This is a genomic window from Clostridium sp. BNL1100, assembly GCF_000244875.1.
GTDB lineage: Bacteria > Bacillota > Clostridia > Acetivibrionales > DSM-1351 > Ruminiclostridium.
In genome coordinates this window covers 1550368-1568004 of the sequence record NC_016791.1, presented here as the reverse complement: position 1 = coordinate 1568004, position 17637 = coordinate 1550368, and the positions used below count along the sequence as shown (strand labels likewise).

19 protein-coding genes are annotated in these 17637 nt (G+C 36.5%); 8 read left to right on the top strand and 11 right to left on the bottom strand.

The window, feature by feature from the left end; all coding sequences use genetic code 11:
• Positions 1–447: 447 nt before the first annotated feature.
• Both CLO1100_RS06480 and CLO1100_RS06475 read right to left on the bottom strand, forming a co-directional pair.
• Positions 448–711, bottom strand: coding sequence for a CPCC family cysteine-rich protein (locus tag CLO1100_RS06480; RefSeq protein ID WP_014312953.1), 264 nt, complete (start codon positions 709–711; stop codon positions 448–450).
• A 122-nt stretch (positions 712–833) separates the two neighbouring features.
• Positions 834–1478 (bottom strand): class I SAM-dependent methyltransferase, encoded by a 645-nt coding sequence (locus tag CLO1100_RS06475; RefSeq protein WP_014312952.1) that lies wholly within the window; start codon positions 1476–1478, stop codon positions 834–836.
• 307 nt (positions 1479–1785) lie between these two features.
• Here CLO1100_RS06475 and CLO1100_RS06470 point away from each other — a divergent pair, with 307 nt between their 5' ends.
• The gene (locus tag CLO1100_RS06470) at positions 1786–2055 is read left to right on the top strand and encodes a hypothetical protein (RefSeq protein WP_014312951.1); all 270 of its coding nucleotides are present in this window, start codon (positions 1786–1788) and stop codon (positions 2053–2055) included.
• A 50-nt stretch (positions 2056–2105) separates the two neighbouring features.
• On the opposite strand, the gene CLO1100_RS06465 is transcribed toward CLO1100_RS06470, so the two are convergent.
• The 8 genes from CLO1100_RS06465 to CLO1100_RS06435 form a co-directional block, all read right to left on the bottom strand.
• Positions 2106–3101, bottom strand: a complete 996-nt coding sequence (locus tag CLO1100_RS06465; protein ID WP_014312950.1) for an MYG1 family protein — start codon at positions 3099–3101, stop codon at positions 2106–2108.
• Between the two features lie 150 nt (positions 3102–3251).
• Positions 3252–4487 (bottom strand): cellulase family glycosylhydrolase, encoded by a 1236-nt coding sequence (locus CLO1100_RS06460; RefSeq protein ID WP_242836690.1) that lies wholly within the window; start codon positions 4485–4487, stop codon positions 3252–3254.
• Between the two features lie 15 nt (positions 4488–4502).
• Positions 4503–4664 carry a hypothetical protein gene (locus CLO1100_RS20965; protein WP_242836689.1) on the bottom strand — a complete coding sequence of 54 codons (162 nt, stop codon included), beginning with the start codon at positions 4662–4664 and terminating at the stop codon, positions 4503–4505.
• Positions 4665–4900: 236 nt separating this feature from the next.
• A complete protein-coding gene (locus CLO1100_RS06455) occupies positions 4901–7447 on the bottom strand; it encodes a dockerin type I domain-containing protein (RefSeq protein WP_014312949.1) in 2547 nt (848 codons plus the stop codon).
• A 199-nt stretch (positions 7448–7646) separates the two neighbouring features.
• A complete protein-coding gene (locus CLO1100_RS06450; protein ID WP_014312948.1) occupies positions 7647–8039 on the bottom strand; it encodes a VOC family protein in 393 nt (130 codons plus the stop codon).
• A 68-nt stretch (positions 8040–8107) separates the two neighbouring features.
• Positions 8108–8908, bottom strand: a complete 801-nt coding sequence (locus CLO1100_RS06445; protein ID WP_014312947.1) for a class I SAM-dependent methyltransferase — start codon at positions 8906–8908, stop codon at positions 8108–8110.
• A complete protein-coding gene (locus CLO1100_RS06440; protein ID WP_014312946.1) occupies positions 8905–9450 on the bottom strand; it encodes a DUF5104 domain-containing protein in 546 nt (181 codons plus the stop codon). The genes CLO1100_RS06445 and CLO1100_RS06440 overlap by 4 nt, the downstream gene beginning before the upstream one ends.
• An 11-nt stretch (positions 9451–9461) precedes the next feature.
• A complete protein-coding gene (locus tag CLO1100_RS06435) occupies positions 9462–11630 on the bottom strand; it encodes a DUF4474 domain-containing protein (protein ID WP_014312945.1) in 2169 nt (722 codons plus the stop codon).
• 236 nt (positions 11631–11866) lie between these two features.
• On the opposite strand from CLO1100_RS06435, the gene CLO1100_RS06430 reads away from it, so the two are divergent.
• From CLO1100_RS06430 to CLO1100_RS06405, 6 genes are all read left to right on the top strand, one after another.
• The gene (locus tag CLO1100_RS06430) at positions 11867–12199 is read left to right on the top strand and encodes a PadR family transcriptional regulator (RefSeq protein ID WP_278244399.1); all 333 of its coding nucleotides are present in this window, start codon (positions 11867–11869) and stop codon (positions 12197–12199) included.
• Positions 12199–12546: a DUF1048 domain-containing protein gene (locus tag CLO1100_RS06425; RefSeq protein ID WP_014312943.1), complete on the top strand. Its 348-nt coding sequence runs from the start codon at positions 12199–12201 to the stop codon at positions 12544–12546. Before CLO1100_RS06430 ends, CLO1100_RS06425 begins: the two co-directional genes overlap by 1 nt.
• Positions 12547–12555: 9 nt before the next feature.
• Positions 12556–12906 (top strand): DUF1048 domain-containing protein, encoded by a 351-nt coding sequence (locus CLO1100_RS06420; RefSeq protein WP_014312942.1) that lies wholly within the window; start codon positions 12556–12558, stop codon positions 12904–12906.
• Between the two features lie 16 nt (positions 12907–12922).
• On the top strand, positions 12923–13696 hold the full coding sequence (locus CLO1100_RS06415) for an ATP-binding cassette domain-containing protein (RefSeq protein ID WP_014312941.1): 774 nt from the start codon (positions 12923–12925) through the stop codon (positions 13694–13696).
• A complete protein-coding gene (locus CLO1100_RS06410) occupies positions 13683–14453 on the top strand; it encodes an ABC transporter permease (RefSeq protein WP_014312940.1) in 771 nt (256 codons plus the stop codon). The genes CLO1100_RS06415 and CLO1100_RS06410 overlap by 14 nt, the downstream gene beginning before the upstream one ends.
• Before the next feature lie 337 nt (positions 14454–14790).
• Positions 14791–15117 (top strand): hypothetical protein, encoded by a 327-nt coding sequence (locus CLO1100_RS06405; protein WP_014312938.1) that lies wholly within the window; start codon positions 14791–14793, stop codon positions 15115–15117.
• Between the two features lie 294 nt (positions 15118–15411).
• On the opposite strand, the gene CLO1100_RS06400 is transcribed toward CLO1100_RS06405, so the two are convergent.
• Positions 15412–16530, bottom strand: coding sequence for a dockerin type I domain-containing protein (locus CLO1100_RS06400; protein WP_014312937.1), 1119 nt, complete (start codon positions 16528–16530; stop codon positions 15412–15414).
• 180 nt (positions 16531–16710) lie between these two features.
• On the opposite strand from CLO1100_RS06400, the gene CLO1100_RS06395 reads away from it, so the two are divergent.
• A complete protein-coding gene (locus CLO1100_RS06395; protein WP_014312936.1) occupies positions 16711–17604 on the top strand; it encodes an AraC family transcriptional regulator in 894 nt (297 codons plus the stop codon).
• The last annotated feature ends 33 nt before the right edge of the window (positions 17605–17637 follow it).

Genomic DNA, 17637 nt, shown 5'->3' with positions numbered 1-17637 from the left:
TTGAGACCTTTAATTTACTTGTAAACCTTTCCATGCTATTAATAATACATATTAAGTTAGAATAACTAGGAGGTCATATGTTCACATGTCTCCATTGCCAAAAGAAAGGTATCAGTATTGCTCAGAAGTTATGTCTGTCTCTCTTCAGTAAATTTTATTCGAGTGTAAATGTAAATATTGCAAAAACAAAGTAACCTCACCTATTATATTAACCCTACTTTTCTATTTACTATGGGTAGCAGTATTACAATATTCTCCTTGGCAGAACGCTTTTTTATTAATAAGTTCATGTGTAGTCCTTATATTAGCTTTTATCTTTTTAATTCCACTAAAAAAATACCCTTACTAAGTTCGCAATAGACTTATTTTGTGCAAAATAAAAGCACATTCTTTTAACTGAATGTGCGGTAAAATAAGCCTACAAAACATAAACATTTCAAATTCTATTTATTCGTTATTCTGTGGCAATTCTTCTGGCAAAGGATTTCTAGTATATTTCTCATTCTTAAACCTCAAATCTGATATATTGTGTTGTTTATAGTTTTTAGTCGCTTCATTTAGAGATATTTTATTGGGTCCGATAATCTTATCCGGGTATTTTTGAGCAATCCAATCATATTGCCAGAAACAAACTCCGCAAATATCTGCAATTACTTCATCTTCACTCTCAATTGTATAATAACCGCAACAAGGACACTTTATTCTTTTCATATTTTCTCCTAGATACAGCCATTTATATGTTATTACCGCACTATCCAGTTGTCAATGTTCAACTTTCTTACTACGCTATCCCTCTATATTGAGAATTAAGTAAAGACGCAAAAAACAGCACTTCATTTCTTAGTAGCTCGATATAGTTTTGTAGTATTCCATTCTTTTTCTAACACAATATCAAAAAAACCTGCCTTCTTTAATACATCCATTTCATGCTCAATACAAAAAGGAACATCTATATGTAAACTTGCAAATGGAAGCTCTCTTTCAGAATATACTTGTTCAGCATCTTTTAATCTTATTTGTTCATCTACATAATTTTTTTCCATTATGTCCCCATTTATAAATGTTCCACCTTCAGTAAGGCAGCCATATATTTTCGAATAGATACTAATTTTCTGTTCCTCTTTAAAATGGTGCATTACATAACAGCTTAAAACTAAATCATAAGTTTGAATGCCATAATCTAGTTCAAGTAACGACCCACATACTGTTGTTAAAATCAAGTCCTTATGTAACTGCTTTTTTCTTAACTCATCTAGCATTTTTTCTGCAACATCAATGGCTGTTACTTTTGCATTATTTTTTATTCGTTCTATTTCTAATCCTGTTCCACATCCTAATACTAAAATACTACTTTTCCTAGTACACTTTTCTATATGTCGTTCTAACTCATCATAAAACTCTGTCAGACCTATTTCCCGAACAAATATATCATCATGATTTGAAGCTTCTTCATTAAAATAGTCTTCGATTTTTTTCATTATAAACCACCTTTTTTAATTATTCAGTAGCACAACTTATGAATTTTAAATCTAGCCAATTAATTACAAGTAATACTATATTAGGAATATGAATTAGTCAAGTTTATACTGTATACCGCACTATCCAGTTATCAATGTGCAAATTTTTTAGGACGATATCGACTTATATTGCGAGCTTAAATTAAACTAAGTTGCTAACTATTAATAGGTAAAAGTAGCTCCAGATTGTATGAAAATTAATATTTAGATTTGCATTTGTGTTAAAAATGTGTAATATTTAGAATAGGACTAACAAAAGGAGTTCATTATGAGTTTTATAATAATATTTGGATCAATTATTCTTTTAGGAAGCATAATTTCTATCCTAATTATATTTAAATGGAACTCTTCATTAACAAAAAACTATAATTTACGCTGTACAAATTGTAAAAGCATTTGTGATTCTGATTATATAAAAACTGCGGGTAATATTAAAATTGCCATTATTTATGGGCTAAGAATTAAATGTCCGGCTTGTTCAGAAGAAACTATTTTTGAAGCAGTAAAAGTAAACAAAGATAACCAAGTTATGAAGTAGCTTTTCTTAATGTGCCCGCCAGCGCCGAAAGACGCTGGCTTTCACTCTCTTTATCTATTTCTTCTGATCTTAATCACTAATTTATTTTGTAAAATTAACCTTAAAATATCAAAAATATTTCTATCTGCAACCCTGTTTTCTATCTTTGGTTCAGGCTTTGAAATAGCTATATCCGCCATTCTCAATATACTATCAAATGAACCTGCTTTAGCTATAAATCTTGATGTATGGCAAAAGACCGCATCTTTTATGCCAATAATACGGCCCAGTTCCTCTTCTCTTTTCCCAGCCCACTCCTCTGGAAGACTTTTTCTGTCCCTACGTACTTCACCGTACTCACGAACAGTTTGTATATAGAAGCCTTCTTCCTTTGGATAAATTACAAAGAGAACTTCTTTATTTATATCAATTTCTTTTAATGTACGTTCCCATGGATAAGAGTTATCTAATATTAACAGTTCCGGCCTTGTACGATTATTGTAAGCCTCGATTACAAAAGTCTTCGCTTTAAGTGTTGAAACCTTTTGATCTATTAAATTTTCCAGTATATCTTCCGCAAAACCTACTGCGTCGTTAAAGGCCGCATCTACTGATTCGGGGGAATCCCATGTAGGGTTATAGCCACCAATAATAGAGGATATGCACATAGTAGGAATGATGTTCTCTGTTGTTCTGATACCGTTATCCGCTGCATCAATTCCCTCTATCAGTACCGCATCTACATATCTGAAAATAATTTCAACTTCATTTTCAGATACTTCAGGGTGCTTTGATAATATCCCTTGCCTTCCGAACTTTCTCCATATCAGTCCGCAAGCAGCGTATGGAGTACCATTGTCCCGGTACTCTTTTTCCAATTGATGATGGTCAAACTCACCATTACCAATATCATATATTAAATCCTGTTTTTCAAGTATCTCCGGGTCTCTGGTTCTGGTCAACTCAATTTCAAATATTTGTTTGAGTATAGCCGTTGCCATTACTTCATCAGCATGAAATTTACCGCTATGAGTTCCTACTTTCTTAAATTCTTTAATTGTATCCACAATAATCCTTCCTTCGGGAATTTTATTAATGCAATTATTTTTACATTATTTTGTTCTAACAAGGTTATTTTGATTCATAAAGAAAAAACAAGGTGCTAGTTTCCTTCTAGCACCTTGTTTTTTACTCATGATTTATGCGTTTTATTTATTTTAATAAATTGGACCTAATATCAATTTTTTTAACAATGCAAAGTCAATGGCATCCACACTGTTATCAGCATTCATATCCATTACATGGAAAACCTCCGGGGTGACAGTTATCTTTCCCAGAAGATATTGCTTAAACATTGCAACATCAAGAGCATCTATCATATTATCCCCGTTAATATCTCCCATAATACCTGTGCCGCCTGTGCCCATTCCGCTCATTATTGCATCAATAATTCCTTGTTGTGTTACAGTCATGGTTTTCCTGTCAAGCAAACCAAATCCATAGGCTTGGTTGTAGTTATTATCCCAGACAATGGGAACACCGCCATATTTTTTGCAATACGAACAAATTGTTTTAGCAAATATCTGACGATATTTATTATTAGTAGAATCTGCACTTGTTTTATCTACTGCGCCCCATTCGCCCACAACAAATGGGTATCCTTGTGTTACGAATTTATCATACATGGCCTTAAGCTGGGAATCCATATAGTCTTCCTGACCCCAGGTTGATTTTCTGTAATTGTCTGTAGCCGTTGCTCCCCACTGTGTTATTGTTCCTGAATTATCTCCACAAAAATCCCATGGCGAATAATAGTGAACAGATATCATTATTCTCTTTTCTGAGCTTGGAATTGTAGCAGACCTGTAGGTGTCTGTCGGTAGAACAAATCCAAAGTTGCCTGTTGTATAATCAATATTGGTATTCCAGCCGGGAATCAGCAACCACCTTGCACTGTTATTTCCGCTGGTTTGTCGTACGGTGTCCACAAATATCTGATTATAGGCATTCAGATTTGCATAGTATGTAGGGTTTGGATTGCTATAATTACCGTCAAATTCTTCGTTCATAGATTCAAAAATTAAATGCTCATCGTAATTTACAAATGTATTTGCAATCTGCTGCCATACTTTTTGATATTTAGCTTTAATAGTTGCCTGATCATTGGAATTTACAAGCAGCCATGAACCGGTAATTGTGTTATAGCCGTCTCCATGCATGTTTATAACTACATACATGCCCTCATTGAAGGCGTAATCGACAACTTCTTTAATTCTCGCCAGCCACGCAGCATCAATTGTATAATCCGGTGCAGCCCCTATTTTTTTTAAATATGATATTGGAATACGAATTGTTTTGAAGCCCAATGACTTTATTTTAGTAATAAGAGCTTGTGTGATTTTAGGATTACCCCAGGCATCTTCCCATGGCATACCGTCAATATTAGCCTCCATCTGATTTCCCAGATTCTATCCGGCGCCCATTTCCGAAACAATTTGAGATTGGTTTAATTGATTAAAATCGTTTGTCAGAGATGCAGCCGATACTCCTGAACTCAGACTGGAAAATACAGTTATCAAGGTAACAACCGCAGCCAGAAAAAATAATTTTAACGATTTGGATTTAAACATAATAATACCTCCTTTTCTTAATAATATATTTATACTCTTAAATTATTTGTAAAAAAATATTATTTTTGGTACTAATTTATCATAAAATTTTATACTTTCTAAAATAATGATTATAATATTTATAAGTTATTGCTTATACTGCATCTAGCAAAAAGCACAAAAGAAGGGGTAGGCAGCCTTTTCGCTACCAACCCCGTTTTTTCGATATACTCTTATGTAGTTTATTCTAAACACACTTATGTCGAAATAGGAAGCGAATCAATTGTCCCCAACAAGTACATTTTCAGATACAAATAATCCATACTGTCTATAGCACCGTCGGAATTCAAATCTCCCGCCTTCTGCCAATATGAAGAGGGCATTGAATTGGTTATCTGTAGAAGATAACTTCTCATGGTACTGTAATCCAGAACATCCACAATACCGTCTCCGTTTACATCACCATAAAGAAAAGCAGGTGCCGTGTTTGGCTTAACAATAACTGTATAATTCACAAAACTGGAAGACCCCCCATTAGTTCCAAGCCTCACAACAGAGCCGGAAGTAAAATCCTTTTTGTACAGGTTGAAGATAATTGTGTTATCATCGCTTATTGTTTCTCCTGTTTTTGTCCAGTCGCTTAGCCATGACGGGATACTGGTAATTCTTGAATCCAAACCAATATAAACCGAAATGTCCTTTTTTGCGGTAAAATACGCTTCCTCAGATAAATAGCTTTTAGAATCACATGCAGTCCTTATCCATTCCGAACCTGCAACACTCTGAGGAATTTTTGTATATTTATATGTTCTATCTCCATAAACTGTATCACCAACTTGCAAATTCGATTGTATGTACCAGTCAGCTGCATTGTTTGAATCGTTGACCCTTAGTGATTTTATTAATTCTCCATCCCCTGTTGAAATATTAGGAGCCGGTGGCGTTGACATACCTTCGCCCAGATAATAATCAGGGTAAACAGAAGACAGGTAGCCCTTAACATCTACGGAATTCCTGTATGCCGGGTTATGCATCAGGGTATATATCCGGTAGTTCGTTGGAATGGTTGTAGTGTAAATACGAAGCTCAGTATTGTCTGTGGTTTCAAGAATTACTTCCTCACGCCAGTCACTCATAATGTCACCATAGAAAGGCGGTCTGCCTGCATATGTTGACTTAACCCCCTCCTGATAAACAGAGTATAACCGATTGCTGGTTTTTGTAGTGTAATTCCATTTGTTGATTGCCGCATTAAAACCATTTGAGTCAACACCTATAAAAAATTCCCGGAGCAAATCCCCATCCCACCATATACTCAAGAATGGAAAAGATTTTTCTGTTCCGATAGCCTCACCCTTACAGTTGTATAAATTCTCAAGTGTAGACCAGCATTCCATCCCCTTGTAGTTTGGATCAATATCAGCGCAATCCCCTCTTCCTACATCACCGACTGCGCTCATATACATTTTTTTAATCATGGTACCATTATCAGCGTCATATATGGCCGCCCCTAAAAGATCCTTGTTGTTTTGCTGTATAGCATAGCATTCCAAGCCGTCCCTTTCAGGGTCAATATCCCCTATTATGAACCGGTCTCCATGTTCAAGTTCAGTGGCGTAAAGCAAGGTTCCGTTATCATCCAGCATTGAACCTCCCCAGGATATTTCATCTTTACCGTCCTTATCTACATCTACTGCACGTATAGCGTGGAAATCAGGAAAGTGCTTACCCGACGGAAGAGTTTGATTCCGGGCATCCCATTTCCATCGCTGACTAAGCTTTCCATCCTTGAAATCCCACGCTTCAACTTTCATAACGTTACCGGGGCCTCTTGACATTACTACACTTGGGTGAATGCCGTCCAGATATGCAACTGTCATAAAAATAAAGCTTGCACGGTTCCCATAGTCATCTCCCCAGTCTGTTACTTTTCCTCTTGCAATAAAATCTGCTCTGCTTAGCTCTTTACCTGTCATTCCATCAACTACAGAAATAAATTCGGGGCCTGATAGAACCTGGTAACTTGTTGATGCTGTATTACAATAGTTAGTTACCCCGTCATTATTTGTGTCCCCGATTAAGGTACCATCACCAAATCTGGTGCTTTCACCGGTTTTTAAAAGGACTTCCGCCTTTCCGTCACTATTTAAATCCGATACAATCAAAGGTGAAGTCATGGCTGTGTTATATGTTTCGATATTTGGCCCGAGATCAATACGCCATAAAAATGTTCCGTCTGATTTATAGGCCTCTACCTGCACAGGAGACCTGTCCTCATTCATACGCTTTACTATATAGTCATATTTTCCGTCCCCATCAAGGTCACCCACATTTACATGCATTGTATAATATCCGGTGGGAAGGGATTTTAATTTTAAAGGAATATACTGTCTGACAGGAGTATTTGCAGCCAAAGTATACTGTTCACTTTCACTACTCTCAATTCCGTTTAAAACAGTTTTTACTGTATAAGTGTTATCCTTTGTCGTATCAACACCGTTATCAACATAATTTGTACTGGATATAATGGGTGAGCTATTGAGTTTAACTTCCATGCCACCGGCTGTTTTACGGTAAAGATTGAATGCAATATTACCGGGTTCTATCCCAAGAAGACGCCAGCCCACATAAACCTTCCCATTTCCCTGATTAATAGCTACAATTCCCCTATCCAGACGTTCAAGCTGTCTGCATGGAATAGTTGTTGATGCTGCATTTACAGATTGCGTCCCTATACCGGCAGCAAAAACGGTACTGATAAGCAAAGCAGCCAGAGTAATGCATACCTTTTTAAAGTACTTCATTATTATCGCCTCCATATATTGGTCATCAGACAAATTTCTATAAAATTGTAAGTTTTATTATTGAAAATTTAGATATGAGTAACTGCAAAAGATATTAATCTAATTTTGAAATGTAAAAATATATTATTTATGGTTTGAATTTATCAAATTATACTTAAAATGTCAATAGACTTCTACTTAATATAGCAGGTAGCCAAAATTAACAACCAATTTCAATATAATTACCTTCAGGGTCAGCTATCCAAAAATTTCTTTGTCCCCACTGTTGGGTAACTGGCTCACCTGTCAGTGATTGAACACCAAGTGCCGTTAGTCGTTCATATTCTCTATCCACATCAGCTTTAGTAGGAACACCTATTCCAATTTCCATTGTCTGATTAAATCCTTTTGGTGGGTAATAAGGTTTATTCATAGACACGGCAAATTGTTTCCTATCGAACATAAACAACCCGCCATCTTTTACTTTGAAACTTGCAAATGGTCCTCCGTCCCAATCTGTTTCAAAGCCCAGTATATCTCTGTAAAACGCCACCATCTTTACGATATCTTCAACAAATAACCCTGTATGTACACTGCCAGACAAAATACCCATACAAATATCACTCCTATTTCAAATCCAAATTATTATTTATACTTCGAAATAAAACATAAATAACCAATTTATTTTATACCAATACGCATTCTATAACAGAAGTCAATATTGAATTCTTTGTCACCAAATATTTCAAAGACTTTTTCTTTATAACTGTCTATCTCAGGAGTAATAGCCTCAGGTATTTTCCTTAAAATACTCTGTAAGCCGCCTTGACTTAAAGCAATATTAATAAGTCTTCTCGCCGTATATTTTTCAGTATTTTTAAAAACAATCTCCCGGGTATATCTAAAATAACCACAGCTCTCAATATTTAATAAGTGCTTATTTTTATCCCATCTAAAATGATTATCTTGCAGCTCTTTATTTTCATTTTCAATAATACTTACTTTGTTAAATAATTTTTTATATGACTGTTCAACCTCCCAATGACTTATAGGTGGCCAATCACAGTCAATTGTTGCAAAAATACCATTTGGAGCTAATATTCTGTTCACTTCACTAAGTGTTTTTTTTGGTTCCATCCAATGAAATGATTGCGAACAGATAACAACATCAGCAATGCTGTCAGACAGACCGGTGTCATGAGAGTAGGCTTTAACAAATTCGACTCCGCATATTTGCTTTGTTCTTGCAACATTAATCATGTCATCGCTTGGTTCTATTCCGATTATTTTACTGCAATTATTTTCCCAAATTAGTGTAGATAAACCGGTCCCACAACCTAAGTCTACCACCAAGTCAGGTATTTTCCCTAAATAGTTCTTAATTACATTAATCGGATACAAAGGTAACTGTGGTCTTGCAGTATCATATGTATCAGCAAATCCTAAAAAACGCTTGGCGTTTTTTATACTAGTATCACTCATTTACTTTCCTCTTTCATCGTAGTATTTTGGGGTCTGTAAATTCCGGCACACCTTGTCTTTTCTCCCCCACCATCAAATTCTTTTTTCTTGTCTGACTCTTTTATTATTTGTAACATATAAAGCCCAATATTATCAGTGCTTTTTGTATTTACTATCTGGTCTATAAAAAATACTATGTAAGTATCTTCATCAGTTGTAACTGTGTATCCACATCTTAGTTCACTCTTCTTTACACCTTCATTTTTTGAATCAGATGTTATTACGGTGCCCTCATCCCTTGATTTCATTTTACCTTTATAGAATTTCATTATGTATTCAATTCCATCATCAATATCTTTTGCCTCTTTCAGTGCATTGGGAGAGAACATTTTTTTCAGTCCCTCCTTATCTTTCTTTTCTATTGCTTCAATTATATTTTTAAAACGTGCATCGGCGGTTTTTTCATCATTTCTTATAAGCCTAGAGCTGAAGGATCCGCACGATGACAACCCTAAAGAAAGTCCGATAATTGTTGTAAATAATAATATTTTTTTAATTTTCATAATAATCCTCCCTAATTTTTCCATTCAAATTCAGCAATATGTTTATCTGGGTAAAATTTCCATGGATAAAATCCATCATATTTTTTATAGAAAGCTTCCCACATATCCAAATGTCCTGAAAAGTCTATAGTTCCTACTGAAATAAGATCTTCCGCTTTTTTATCTGGGTAATTTGGATTAAATCCCGTGCACCACCAATTTTTCTTCTTTGGGTCCCACTCGAAAATATTGTTTCCTTCTTTATCTCTTAAAGATAGTGTCATTGGCATGGCATTATCCACATCTGAAAACCAATGGGGTTCTCCTCCGGTATATATACCTATCTCTGCTCCTGCCCCAAGATTCAGATAATCTCCTTTCCATAACCAAACAATATATTCTTTTTCCCCAACTTTATAATCATATTTTTCTCTTCTCATACTGGTAGCAAAATCAAAAACAATATCGTAAAGGTCATTGTAACCGCCGTATTGCTGCAGTGCATCTTGTTGTGCATGATAAACTCCATTTTTGTCTCTGTCAAAGCCACCTACGTCAAATAACTCCTGCCAAGCTCCACTTTGAGTTTTCTTGACAAAACTCTTATATAGAGAAGTATCTTTAGCAGCATCCATTATTTTATCGTTCCATTTCATATTATCATTTTTAGTAAAATTTTCATATAGGCTTCGGCCAAATTGTATTCCAGATTTCCCAGTTTCTAGTACTCCTTTTACAAATGCCAAGGGATTCTTTTTAACTGTTTGATAAACTTCTTTTTTTGCAAAATCTACTAATTTACCAAATCTCTTCTTAAGGTTTGAAAATGCTCCCGTTGCTTGCTTTGCAACACTCTTTGCTTTCTTTATAACTTTTGTTCCTGCCTTAGCACCTAATTTAACCCCTTGCTTTACAACATTTAGTGCTGTTTTTAAACCCTTTGCCCCTAGCTTCGCACCTTTTTTCACTAAACTGCCTACAGATTTTAATCCTTTTATTCCTTGCTTTACTCCGTGTTTTACTATTTTTCCTAACGTTTTTATTCCGCTGGCCCCTGCTTTAGCTGTATGTTTTACTAGGTTTCCAACCGCTTTTATTCCGTTTGCCCCTGTTTTTGCTGCGTGCTTTACTATATTTCCTACTGCTTTTATTCCGTTTGCTCCTGTTTTTGCTGCATGTTTGACTATATTTCCTACCGCTTTTATTCCGTTTGCCCCTGTTTTTGCTGCATGTTTGACTATATTTCCTACCGCTTTTATTCCGTTTGCCCCTGTTTTTGCTGCGTGTTTAACTATATTTCCAACTGCTTTAATTCCGTTTGCTCCTGCTTTTGCTGCATGTTGAACTATATTTCCAACTGCTTTAATTCCGTTTGATCCCGCTTTTGCTGCATGTTTAACTGCATTGCCTACTGTTTTTATACCCGATGAACCAGCTTTAGCTACTTTTTTTACTATATTCCCTGCCAGTTTACCAGGATTAAATCCAAACCCCTGAATAACTCTAGCGTTATGACCTGATTGTGGTTTTGGAGATTTTGGGTACTGAAATGTGTTACTTTTGGAGCCCTCTTTTTTAGCCTTACTTCCCATAATATCTGCTTCTTTTTCAAGCTCATTATCATGGCTCACAAGTAAATCCGTTTTCATTTGTATAGTAGGGCGTACTTTCCCCTGCATTTGCTGTACAGCGTGCCAACCTTCATGAGGAAGATGTTTTTCCTGTCCTGGAGCAATATGTATATCACTTCCCTGTGTATACGCCAAAGCTCCAATTTGCTGTGGTTTATCAGAGTTTTTATGAACTTTTAGGTCTGAGAGGTCAACTCCGGATAACTTTTCAAGCCCTGTCCGCAAATTATTGGGCATACCGGTATTTGAAGATGCCTGATTTTTGTTATTTGAATTTTTCACAACTTTGGAATTTATACTACTTCCATCCAACTTTCCTTGCTTTTTACGGAGTATTGCCTCCTCTCTCATGGCTATTGCCTGCCGGTATCCAATTATTGATTGTATAAATATAAATTCTTCTCTGGATATGGCATTCGGATTACTGACCATTATCTGAACTAATTTCTTGTAATCCGTTGTTCTTACATTTTTTTTATTTGCAGCCGGCATATTATTCTTTTTACTGCTATTCAGAGGATTTCTGTGCAACGATTGGTCAGGTTTTTTTAATAGCATCTTAGTCTGCATTAGATCACTCCCAAAAAGTTTACTCAAATATAAGTAAATTTTTTGGGGCTTCTAACACCCGGATTGTAAAAAAATATATACCACGCTGATTGAGTATTGGCGTACTAGCCGGAAACTCGACCATAGTTTTACTTTTAAAGGTTTATTTTTTTGTCTTGACAGCTATACTACTACGTGATACTATATACCAGTAGTAAGTAATACTGAATATCAGTCATACAGAATAGTAATAGGAGGTGATTGTGCTGGATAATCTAACGGAAATGCTCAAAGGCGTGCTTGAGGGCTGTGTACTTGAAATTATAAGTCGTGGCGAAACATATGGCTACGAAATCACGCGACGGCTTAATGCTCTCGGCTTCTCCGATGTTGTGGAAGGAACTGTCTACACCATTTTGGTGCGGCTTGAGAAGAATAAACTCGTGAACATAGAAAAAAAGCCCTCCGACATGGGGCCACCGCGCAAATTCTACACGTTAAATGACTCAGGACGAGAAGAACTGAACCGATTTTGGGAAAAATGGGTATTTGTTTCGTCTAAAATTAACGAATTAAAGGAGAAAATATAATGAATTTCTGGGAAATGATTACAGGAAGTGACATGACTAAAGAATTGAAAATCTTTGAAGTGCGAGCCAAAAAGCTACCGGCTGATTATCAAGAGGCATGGGAAAAAATCAAGATAAACCTCTGGCCCCACTCAGACTTTACCGGTCGCAACCTTATGCCAATTCTTGATGGTGTACTTGGCCTACTGGAAGAAACGGCAGCGGACGGTCAGAATGTGGAAGAGGTTTTGGGCGACGATATCAAAGGCTTCTGCTCCGCACTGGCCGGCGAAGAAGGAGCAAAGTCTTTTCGTGACAAGTGGCGCCAGCAACTTAATAACAATATTACTAAAAAATTAGGTAAATAGGAGGATAAAATGAGAATACAAGATATCATCGAAGGTAAAAAAGAGTGGAGAGCACACGTGGCACGTGTCAAATCACTCCCGCAAGATTATCAGATTGTTTATAAAGAGATTCAAAAATATCTATTTAAGGTCGGTCCTGTTGAGCTAACTGAAGGGACAGGGTTGCTATCGGGGATTATCGATCTTTTTGAAGAGGGTGCGTCCCTGGGGAAAGGCGTGCTCGAAGTGACGGGTAGCAACGTAGCGGCATTCTGCGACGATCTAATCAAAGATTCAAAAACTTATGCTGACATTTATCAGGAATCTGTTGACCAGGAAGTTTACAAGGCCATAAAAAAGGATACGGATAAAACAAAGTAAAAGGGGGGATATCTGAATGGAAAAAGCAATTCAAGTAAAAGGACTGCAAAAGTCCTACAAGAAACTTCAAGTTCTAAAGAGTGTAGATTTTCAGGTAGAAAAAGGCAGTATTTTCGCCCTGTTGGGCTCCAACGGTGCAGGCAAAACAACAATTGTCAAAATACTCTCAACACTGCTGAAACAAGATGGCGGGACAGCCGTCGTCAATGGCTTTGACGTTGCATCAAAGCCCGACAATGTGCGTCAGTCCATCAGCCTGACCGGGCAATTTGCCGCCGTGGACGAGATTTTGACAGGACGTGAAAATCTTATATTGATAGCCAAGCTACGTCACCAGAAAGATCCACGCCTTGTTGCCGACAATTTGCTGAAGCGCTTCGGACTGACTGAAGCCGCCGACCGCAGGGTGTCTACTTATTCGGGAGGTATGCGCAGGAAGCTAGATATCGCTATGAGCCTTATAGGAAATCCGCAGATTATCTTTCTCGACGAGCCGACAACCGGGCTTGACCCCGAGGCACGCATAGAGGTTTGGAAAGTTGTAAAAGAACTTTCTAATGGTGGCACTACTGTTTTTTTAACTACACAGTACTTAGATGAAGCCGAACAGCTCGCAGACAGAATTGCCATTCTTCATGAAGGAAAAATTATCGCAAACGGTACACTTGCTGAGCTGAAAAAACTATTCCCGCCCGCAAAGGTGGAGTATGTGGAAAAACAACTGACATTGGAGGAGATATTCCTCGCAATCATCGGTAAAAAAGGAGGAAAAGAAAATGGAAACAATTAATAAACACTTTTTTAGTGATATGTGCGTAATGTTAGGACGTTCCATGCGCCATATTTTCCGCAGTATGGATACCATTATCACGGTGACTATCACTCCGATTGCAATGATGCTGCTATTCGTTTATGTGTTGGGCGGAGCGATTCAAGCCGAAACAAACAACTATGTGAATTACTTGCTGCCGGGCATCCTGCTGATTGCCATTGCAAGCGGCATATCCTACACGGCTTACCGCCTGTTTATGGATATGAAAAGTGGCATCTTTGAGAGATTCCACTCTATGCCAATCGCAGGTTCATCTGCGCTGTGGGGACATGTGCTGACCTCATTGGTATCAAATGCGATTTCAGTTGTTGTAATCATAATTGCAGCGCTGATTATGGGCTTTCGCTCGTCTGCAGGAATATTGTCATGGCTTGCCGTGGCAGGTATCCTGGCGATGTTTACGCTGGCCTTGACATGGATTGCGGCGATTGCAGGACTGTCCGCAAAATCCGTGGACGGTGCAGGTGCCTTTTCCTACCCTCTTATCTTTCTTCCATTCATAAGCTCGGCCTTTGTACCAACCGATTCTATGCCGGGGCCTGTCCGTGTTTTTGCAGAAAACCAGCCGGTAACTTCCATCGTAGATGCGATACGTTCTCTGCTCACTCAACAGCCTGTCGGCAGCGACATTTGGATTGCACTTGCATGGTGTCTTGGTATTCTTATTGTTGCATATATATTTGCAATGAGAGTCTATAGACGTAAAGCTGCTTAATGCTTGCAGTCATTACTAAGCGTTTGCCGTTTTTATTAGTTCAGTTCCACATGGCATATAAGCCCTCTGAAAGAAATCATTTTAATCTGCTTCTATATCAAGTTCAAGAAAGAAGCTTCAATTCTCCTCCTATGTTTGATCTCATTGACCTGATAGCTACTAAAGCGAAACCATAAACTTATTATGTCAAAATTTCTACTGAGAACATGTAACAAATCATACCGATCGGGAATATTTTATAATAAGCATTATGTTATATAACAATCACTGTGTCTAGCATGCAATATCTATGCTAAATTGAACACACAGTTTCATGATTATGCAAGGAGGAATAAATATGGGAAGCGGAACCAATTTCAAGATAGCCTTGATGGGAATGCGTCCAGTTTTTGAATACATCAATAATATGATGTCTGCAATGAATTCATTTAACAGCAATTTGATGAAGAATTTTACCAATAATATTACTGCAACACCCAGCCTTAATCTAGCTACTACACCCAGCTTTAATCTAGCTGCTACACCACAGGTAACAACTACAATATCAATAACGACCACATACAGTCTAGGTTCTGAACTGAACAACTCCGTATCGAGCAGTGCTGGGGCCAGTAGCACAGCATCAGCGAGTTCTGCTTCCAATGGTTCCACAAGCGGCGGATAATAGTATTTCAGTCAGCATAAAACCAGAACTTAGTTTCAAAAAATGCCCTACTGCAGGTATTCAGTATAAAAACCGTCTTCTTTTAATATGAAAAATAACAAACTGGCTAATGTCCTAATTCAGCCAGTTTGTTTTTATAAAGAAATAATATAAACTTAAGAATTCCCCTCGCCAAATTTCCTTGTTACAGTATTTACTGCTTTATGTAAACTATTAACAATAGAAAATACACCTGATCGAGTAATTTTAAGAATCGAAGTTAACATAAAGCAAAGCAATAATTTTAAATGAAAACTATTTATTTGTATCAGGCAGAACTGTAATTATACTTAAAAGATATTTCTTTAAAATAGAAAAGTCTAGTGAATCTACAAAACCGTCAAGGTTCACGTCTGCTGCAATCGTATCTATATCCCTGTTGTTACCTAACACGTATCCTTTTAATATGGAGAAATCTATTGAGTCAATTTCTCCATCCTTATTTAAATCTCCATACTTTACGGATACAGGACTTATTGCCTTTCTGTAAGACTCAAGAGACGCATTGCTTGAATTTATTCTCCAGTCAGTTTCTTTATTTTCGCTAAACCATACAGCAGCATAGATTTTTGTATATGATGTTTTTATGGTATCAAATGATTCTGTAATCCATTTTGCTTTATCTCCGCCAACTTCAGTTGATGCCCATTCTGCAATGATTATAGGTTTGTTTATTGTTTTCAATGCATTATATGATTGAGAAAAAATCTGATCAAATGTCTGCCATACACTTCCCCATGATTGAGTTGTTCCCCAATTATATCCGTCAACTGAAGTGTAATCTACGTAGTTATCTCCGGGATAGTAATCAAGGTAACTTGTGCCATCACCTACATTGGAGCAGTTAACATTATACACCCATTTGACATTTGAAACACCGTTATTGCGAAAAACATCAACAACATGTCTGAATGCAGCTATATATGTTTCGTTTGTATTTATCTTGCCAGCATATCCTATGGCCCATGGATACCAATTTCCATTAGCTTCATGAAGTGGCCTTAACCATATTTCCTTACCGTAGGATTTTATATCCTGAGCCATTTTTGTTAAATAGGCATCTGCTTTACCGTTTTTAATATCAACAGTATTATATTCCCATGGCTCCCAGGTAACCATTAATATTGAACCATTTTTATAAACAGCGTCAGCATATGGCCTAATCCAGTCAAAATTAGTGGACCAGTTAACAAATTGGTGCACAATGTCAATTTTCCTCTGCTGAACCTCTTGGTACTTTACTATTTCAGCTTCTGTAGGCTGTGTCCCCACCCATGCACCTATTTTTAAATCTGCAGCATATGCCCGGGTAGCAATACAACATGAAATAACCATACTAAATACTAGAAATGAAATTAAAACCTTTTTAATCATACTTACCTCCTGTAAAAATTTAGCTTATTTTCAACTTAATTATATTTTCTAATTTCTTTGAGAACAATTGTAACTTAGCACTTATTGTACAATATTGTTCAATTACTCTTGGTTTATTTTATAAAACTTTATGTGATATAATGGGATATAATGTTGAAATAATAAGGAAGTTAAATCGATATGAACAGTGAGCACCAATCAATTTTAAATCCGTACATTATAGAAGCATTTACCATAAATGAAAACAATGTTCCATATCCTATTGGGACACATTTTCCAAAAAGAACTGTCAGATTCTATGAGCTTGAACTCATAACAGGAGGAAGCGGAACAATAATAACTAACGGAGAAGTTGCTTCCGTAGTAAAAGGTGATGTATTTTTAAGAGTACCCGGTACAGTAGTTGAGGGATATTCCGGTTACTATTTTATTGTTGTTGCGTTTGATGCGATATATGATAACTCCCGGAAAAAGCTTTATTCTACACTTACACCCTACTGGGTGCCAAATGAAAAAGAAATGCTTAGTGATGTAGGTATTTTCAAGGATGTCCCAAATAAGATAAACACTTTTAATGTCGAATTGGAAGCTTTATTTTACAAGGTATTTAGCGAATTTACCAAATACCATCAAAGTTGCCAGTTAATCTTGAAATCATATCTTATGACAATATTTAATCTATTGATTTTCACTCCGGGGATTACTAATAAAAACGTTAATACCCGTTCTTTTAAAAATAATTATGATTCGATAAAATCCTCCAAAGCTTACATAGACCATAATCTCCATAAAGATTTTACATTATCCGGTCTTGCTGAAATGTGCCACATGAGTAAAAGTTTTTATAGCAAAATTTTCAAAAGCATATTTGGTATATCACCATTTGACTATATTGCTCAAAGCCGGATTAATCACGCAAAAAAATTATTGATTACAACTAATATAAAAATTTCTGATATAAGCCTTATGTGTGGTTTTGTTGATATAACTTATTTTTATAAGATATTTAAGAAATATGTTAATATGACACCTGCGAATTACCGTGAACGATATAGTATCATGAGGCCTTACTAATATCTTTAGATTCAACCTCGCATATGCTCATTT

What these genes read in the sequence shown, in the direction of transcription:
- CLO1100_RS06475 (WP_014312952.1), bottom strand. Translation starts at nt 1,478, where the DNA reads ATGAAAAAAATCGAAGACTATTTTAATGAAGAAGCTTCAAATCATGAT.
- CLO1100_RS06440 (WP_014312946.1), bottom strand. Translation starts at nt 9,450, where the DNA reads ATGAAAATTAAAAAAATATTATTATTTACAACAATTATCGGACTTTCT.
- CLO1100_RS06470 (WP_014312951.1), top strand. Translation starts at nt 1,786, where the DNA reads ATGAGTTTTATAATAATATTTGGATCAATTATTCTTTTAGGAAGCATA.
- CLO1100_RS06455 (WP_014312949.1), bottom strand. Translation starts at nt 7,447, where the DNA reads ATGAAGTACTTTAAAAAGGTATGCATTACTCTGGCTGCTTTGCTTATC.
- CLO1100_RS06410 (WP_014312940.1), top strand. Translation starts at nt 13,683, where the DNA reads ATGGAAACAATTAATAAACACTTTTTTAGTGATATGTGCGTAATGTTA.
- CLO1100_RS06480 (WP_014312953.1), bottom strand. Translation starts at nt 711, where the DNA reads ATGAAAAGAATAAAGTGTCCTTGTTGCGGTTATTATACAATTGAGAGT.
- CLO1100_RS06415 (WP_014312941.1), top strand. Translation starts at nt 12,923, where the DNA reads ATGGAAAAAGCAATTCAAGTAAAAGGACTGCAAAAGTCCTACAAGAAA.
- CLO1100_RS06435 (WP_014312945.1), bottom strand. Translation starts at nt 11,630, where the DNA reads ATGCAGACTAAGATGCTATTAAAAAAACCTGACCAATCGTTGCACAGA.
- CLO1100_RS06445 (WP_014312947.1), bottom strand. Translation starts at nt 8,908, where the DNA reads ATGAGTGATACTAGTATAAAAAACGCCAAGCGTTTTTTAGGATTTGCT.
- CLO1100_RS06450 (WP_014312948.1), bottom strand. Translation starts at nt 8,039, where the DNA reads ATGGGTATTTTGTCTGGCAGTGTACATACAGGGTTATTTGTTGAAGAT.
- CLO1100_RS06405 (WP_014312938.1), top strand. Translation starts at nt 14,791, where the DNA reads ATGGGAAGCGGAACCAATTTCAAGATAGCCTTGATGGGAATGCGTCCA.
- CLO1100_RS20965 (WP_242836689.1), bottom strand. Translation starts at nt 4,664, where the DNA reads ATGTTTAAATCCAAATCGTTAAAATTATTTTTTCTGGCTGCGGTTGTT.
- CLO1100_RS06420 (WP_014312942.1), top strand. Translation starts at nt 12,556, where the DNA reads ATGAGAATACAAGATATCATCGAAGGTAAAAAAGAGTGGAGAGCACAC.
- CLO1100_RS06395 (WP_014312936.1), top strand. Translation starts at nt 16,711, where the DNA reads ATGAACAGTGAGCACCAATCAATTTTAAATCCGTACATTATAGAAGCA.
- CLO1100_RS06460 (WP_242836690.1), bottom strand. Translation starts at nt 4,487, where the DNA reads ATGGAGGCTAATATTGACGGTATGCCATGGGAAGATGCCTGGGGTAAT.
- CLO1100_RS06425 (WP_014312943.1), top strand. Translation starts at nt 12,199, where the DNA reads ATGAATTTCTGGGAAATGATTACAGGAAGTGACATGACTAAAGAATTG.
- CLO1100_RS06400 (WP_014312937.1), bottom strand. Translation starts at nt 16,530, where the DNA reads ATGATTAAAAAGGTTTTAATTTCATTTCTAGTATTTAGTATGGTTATT.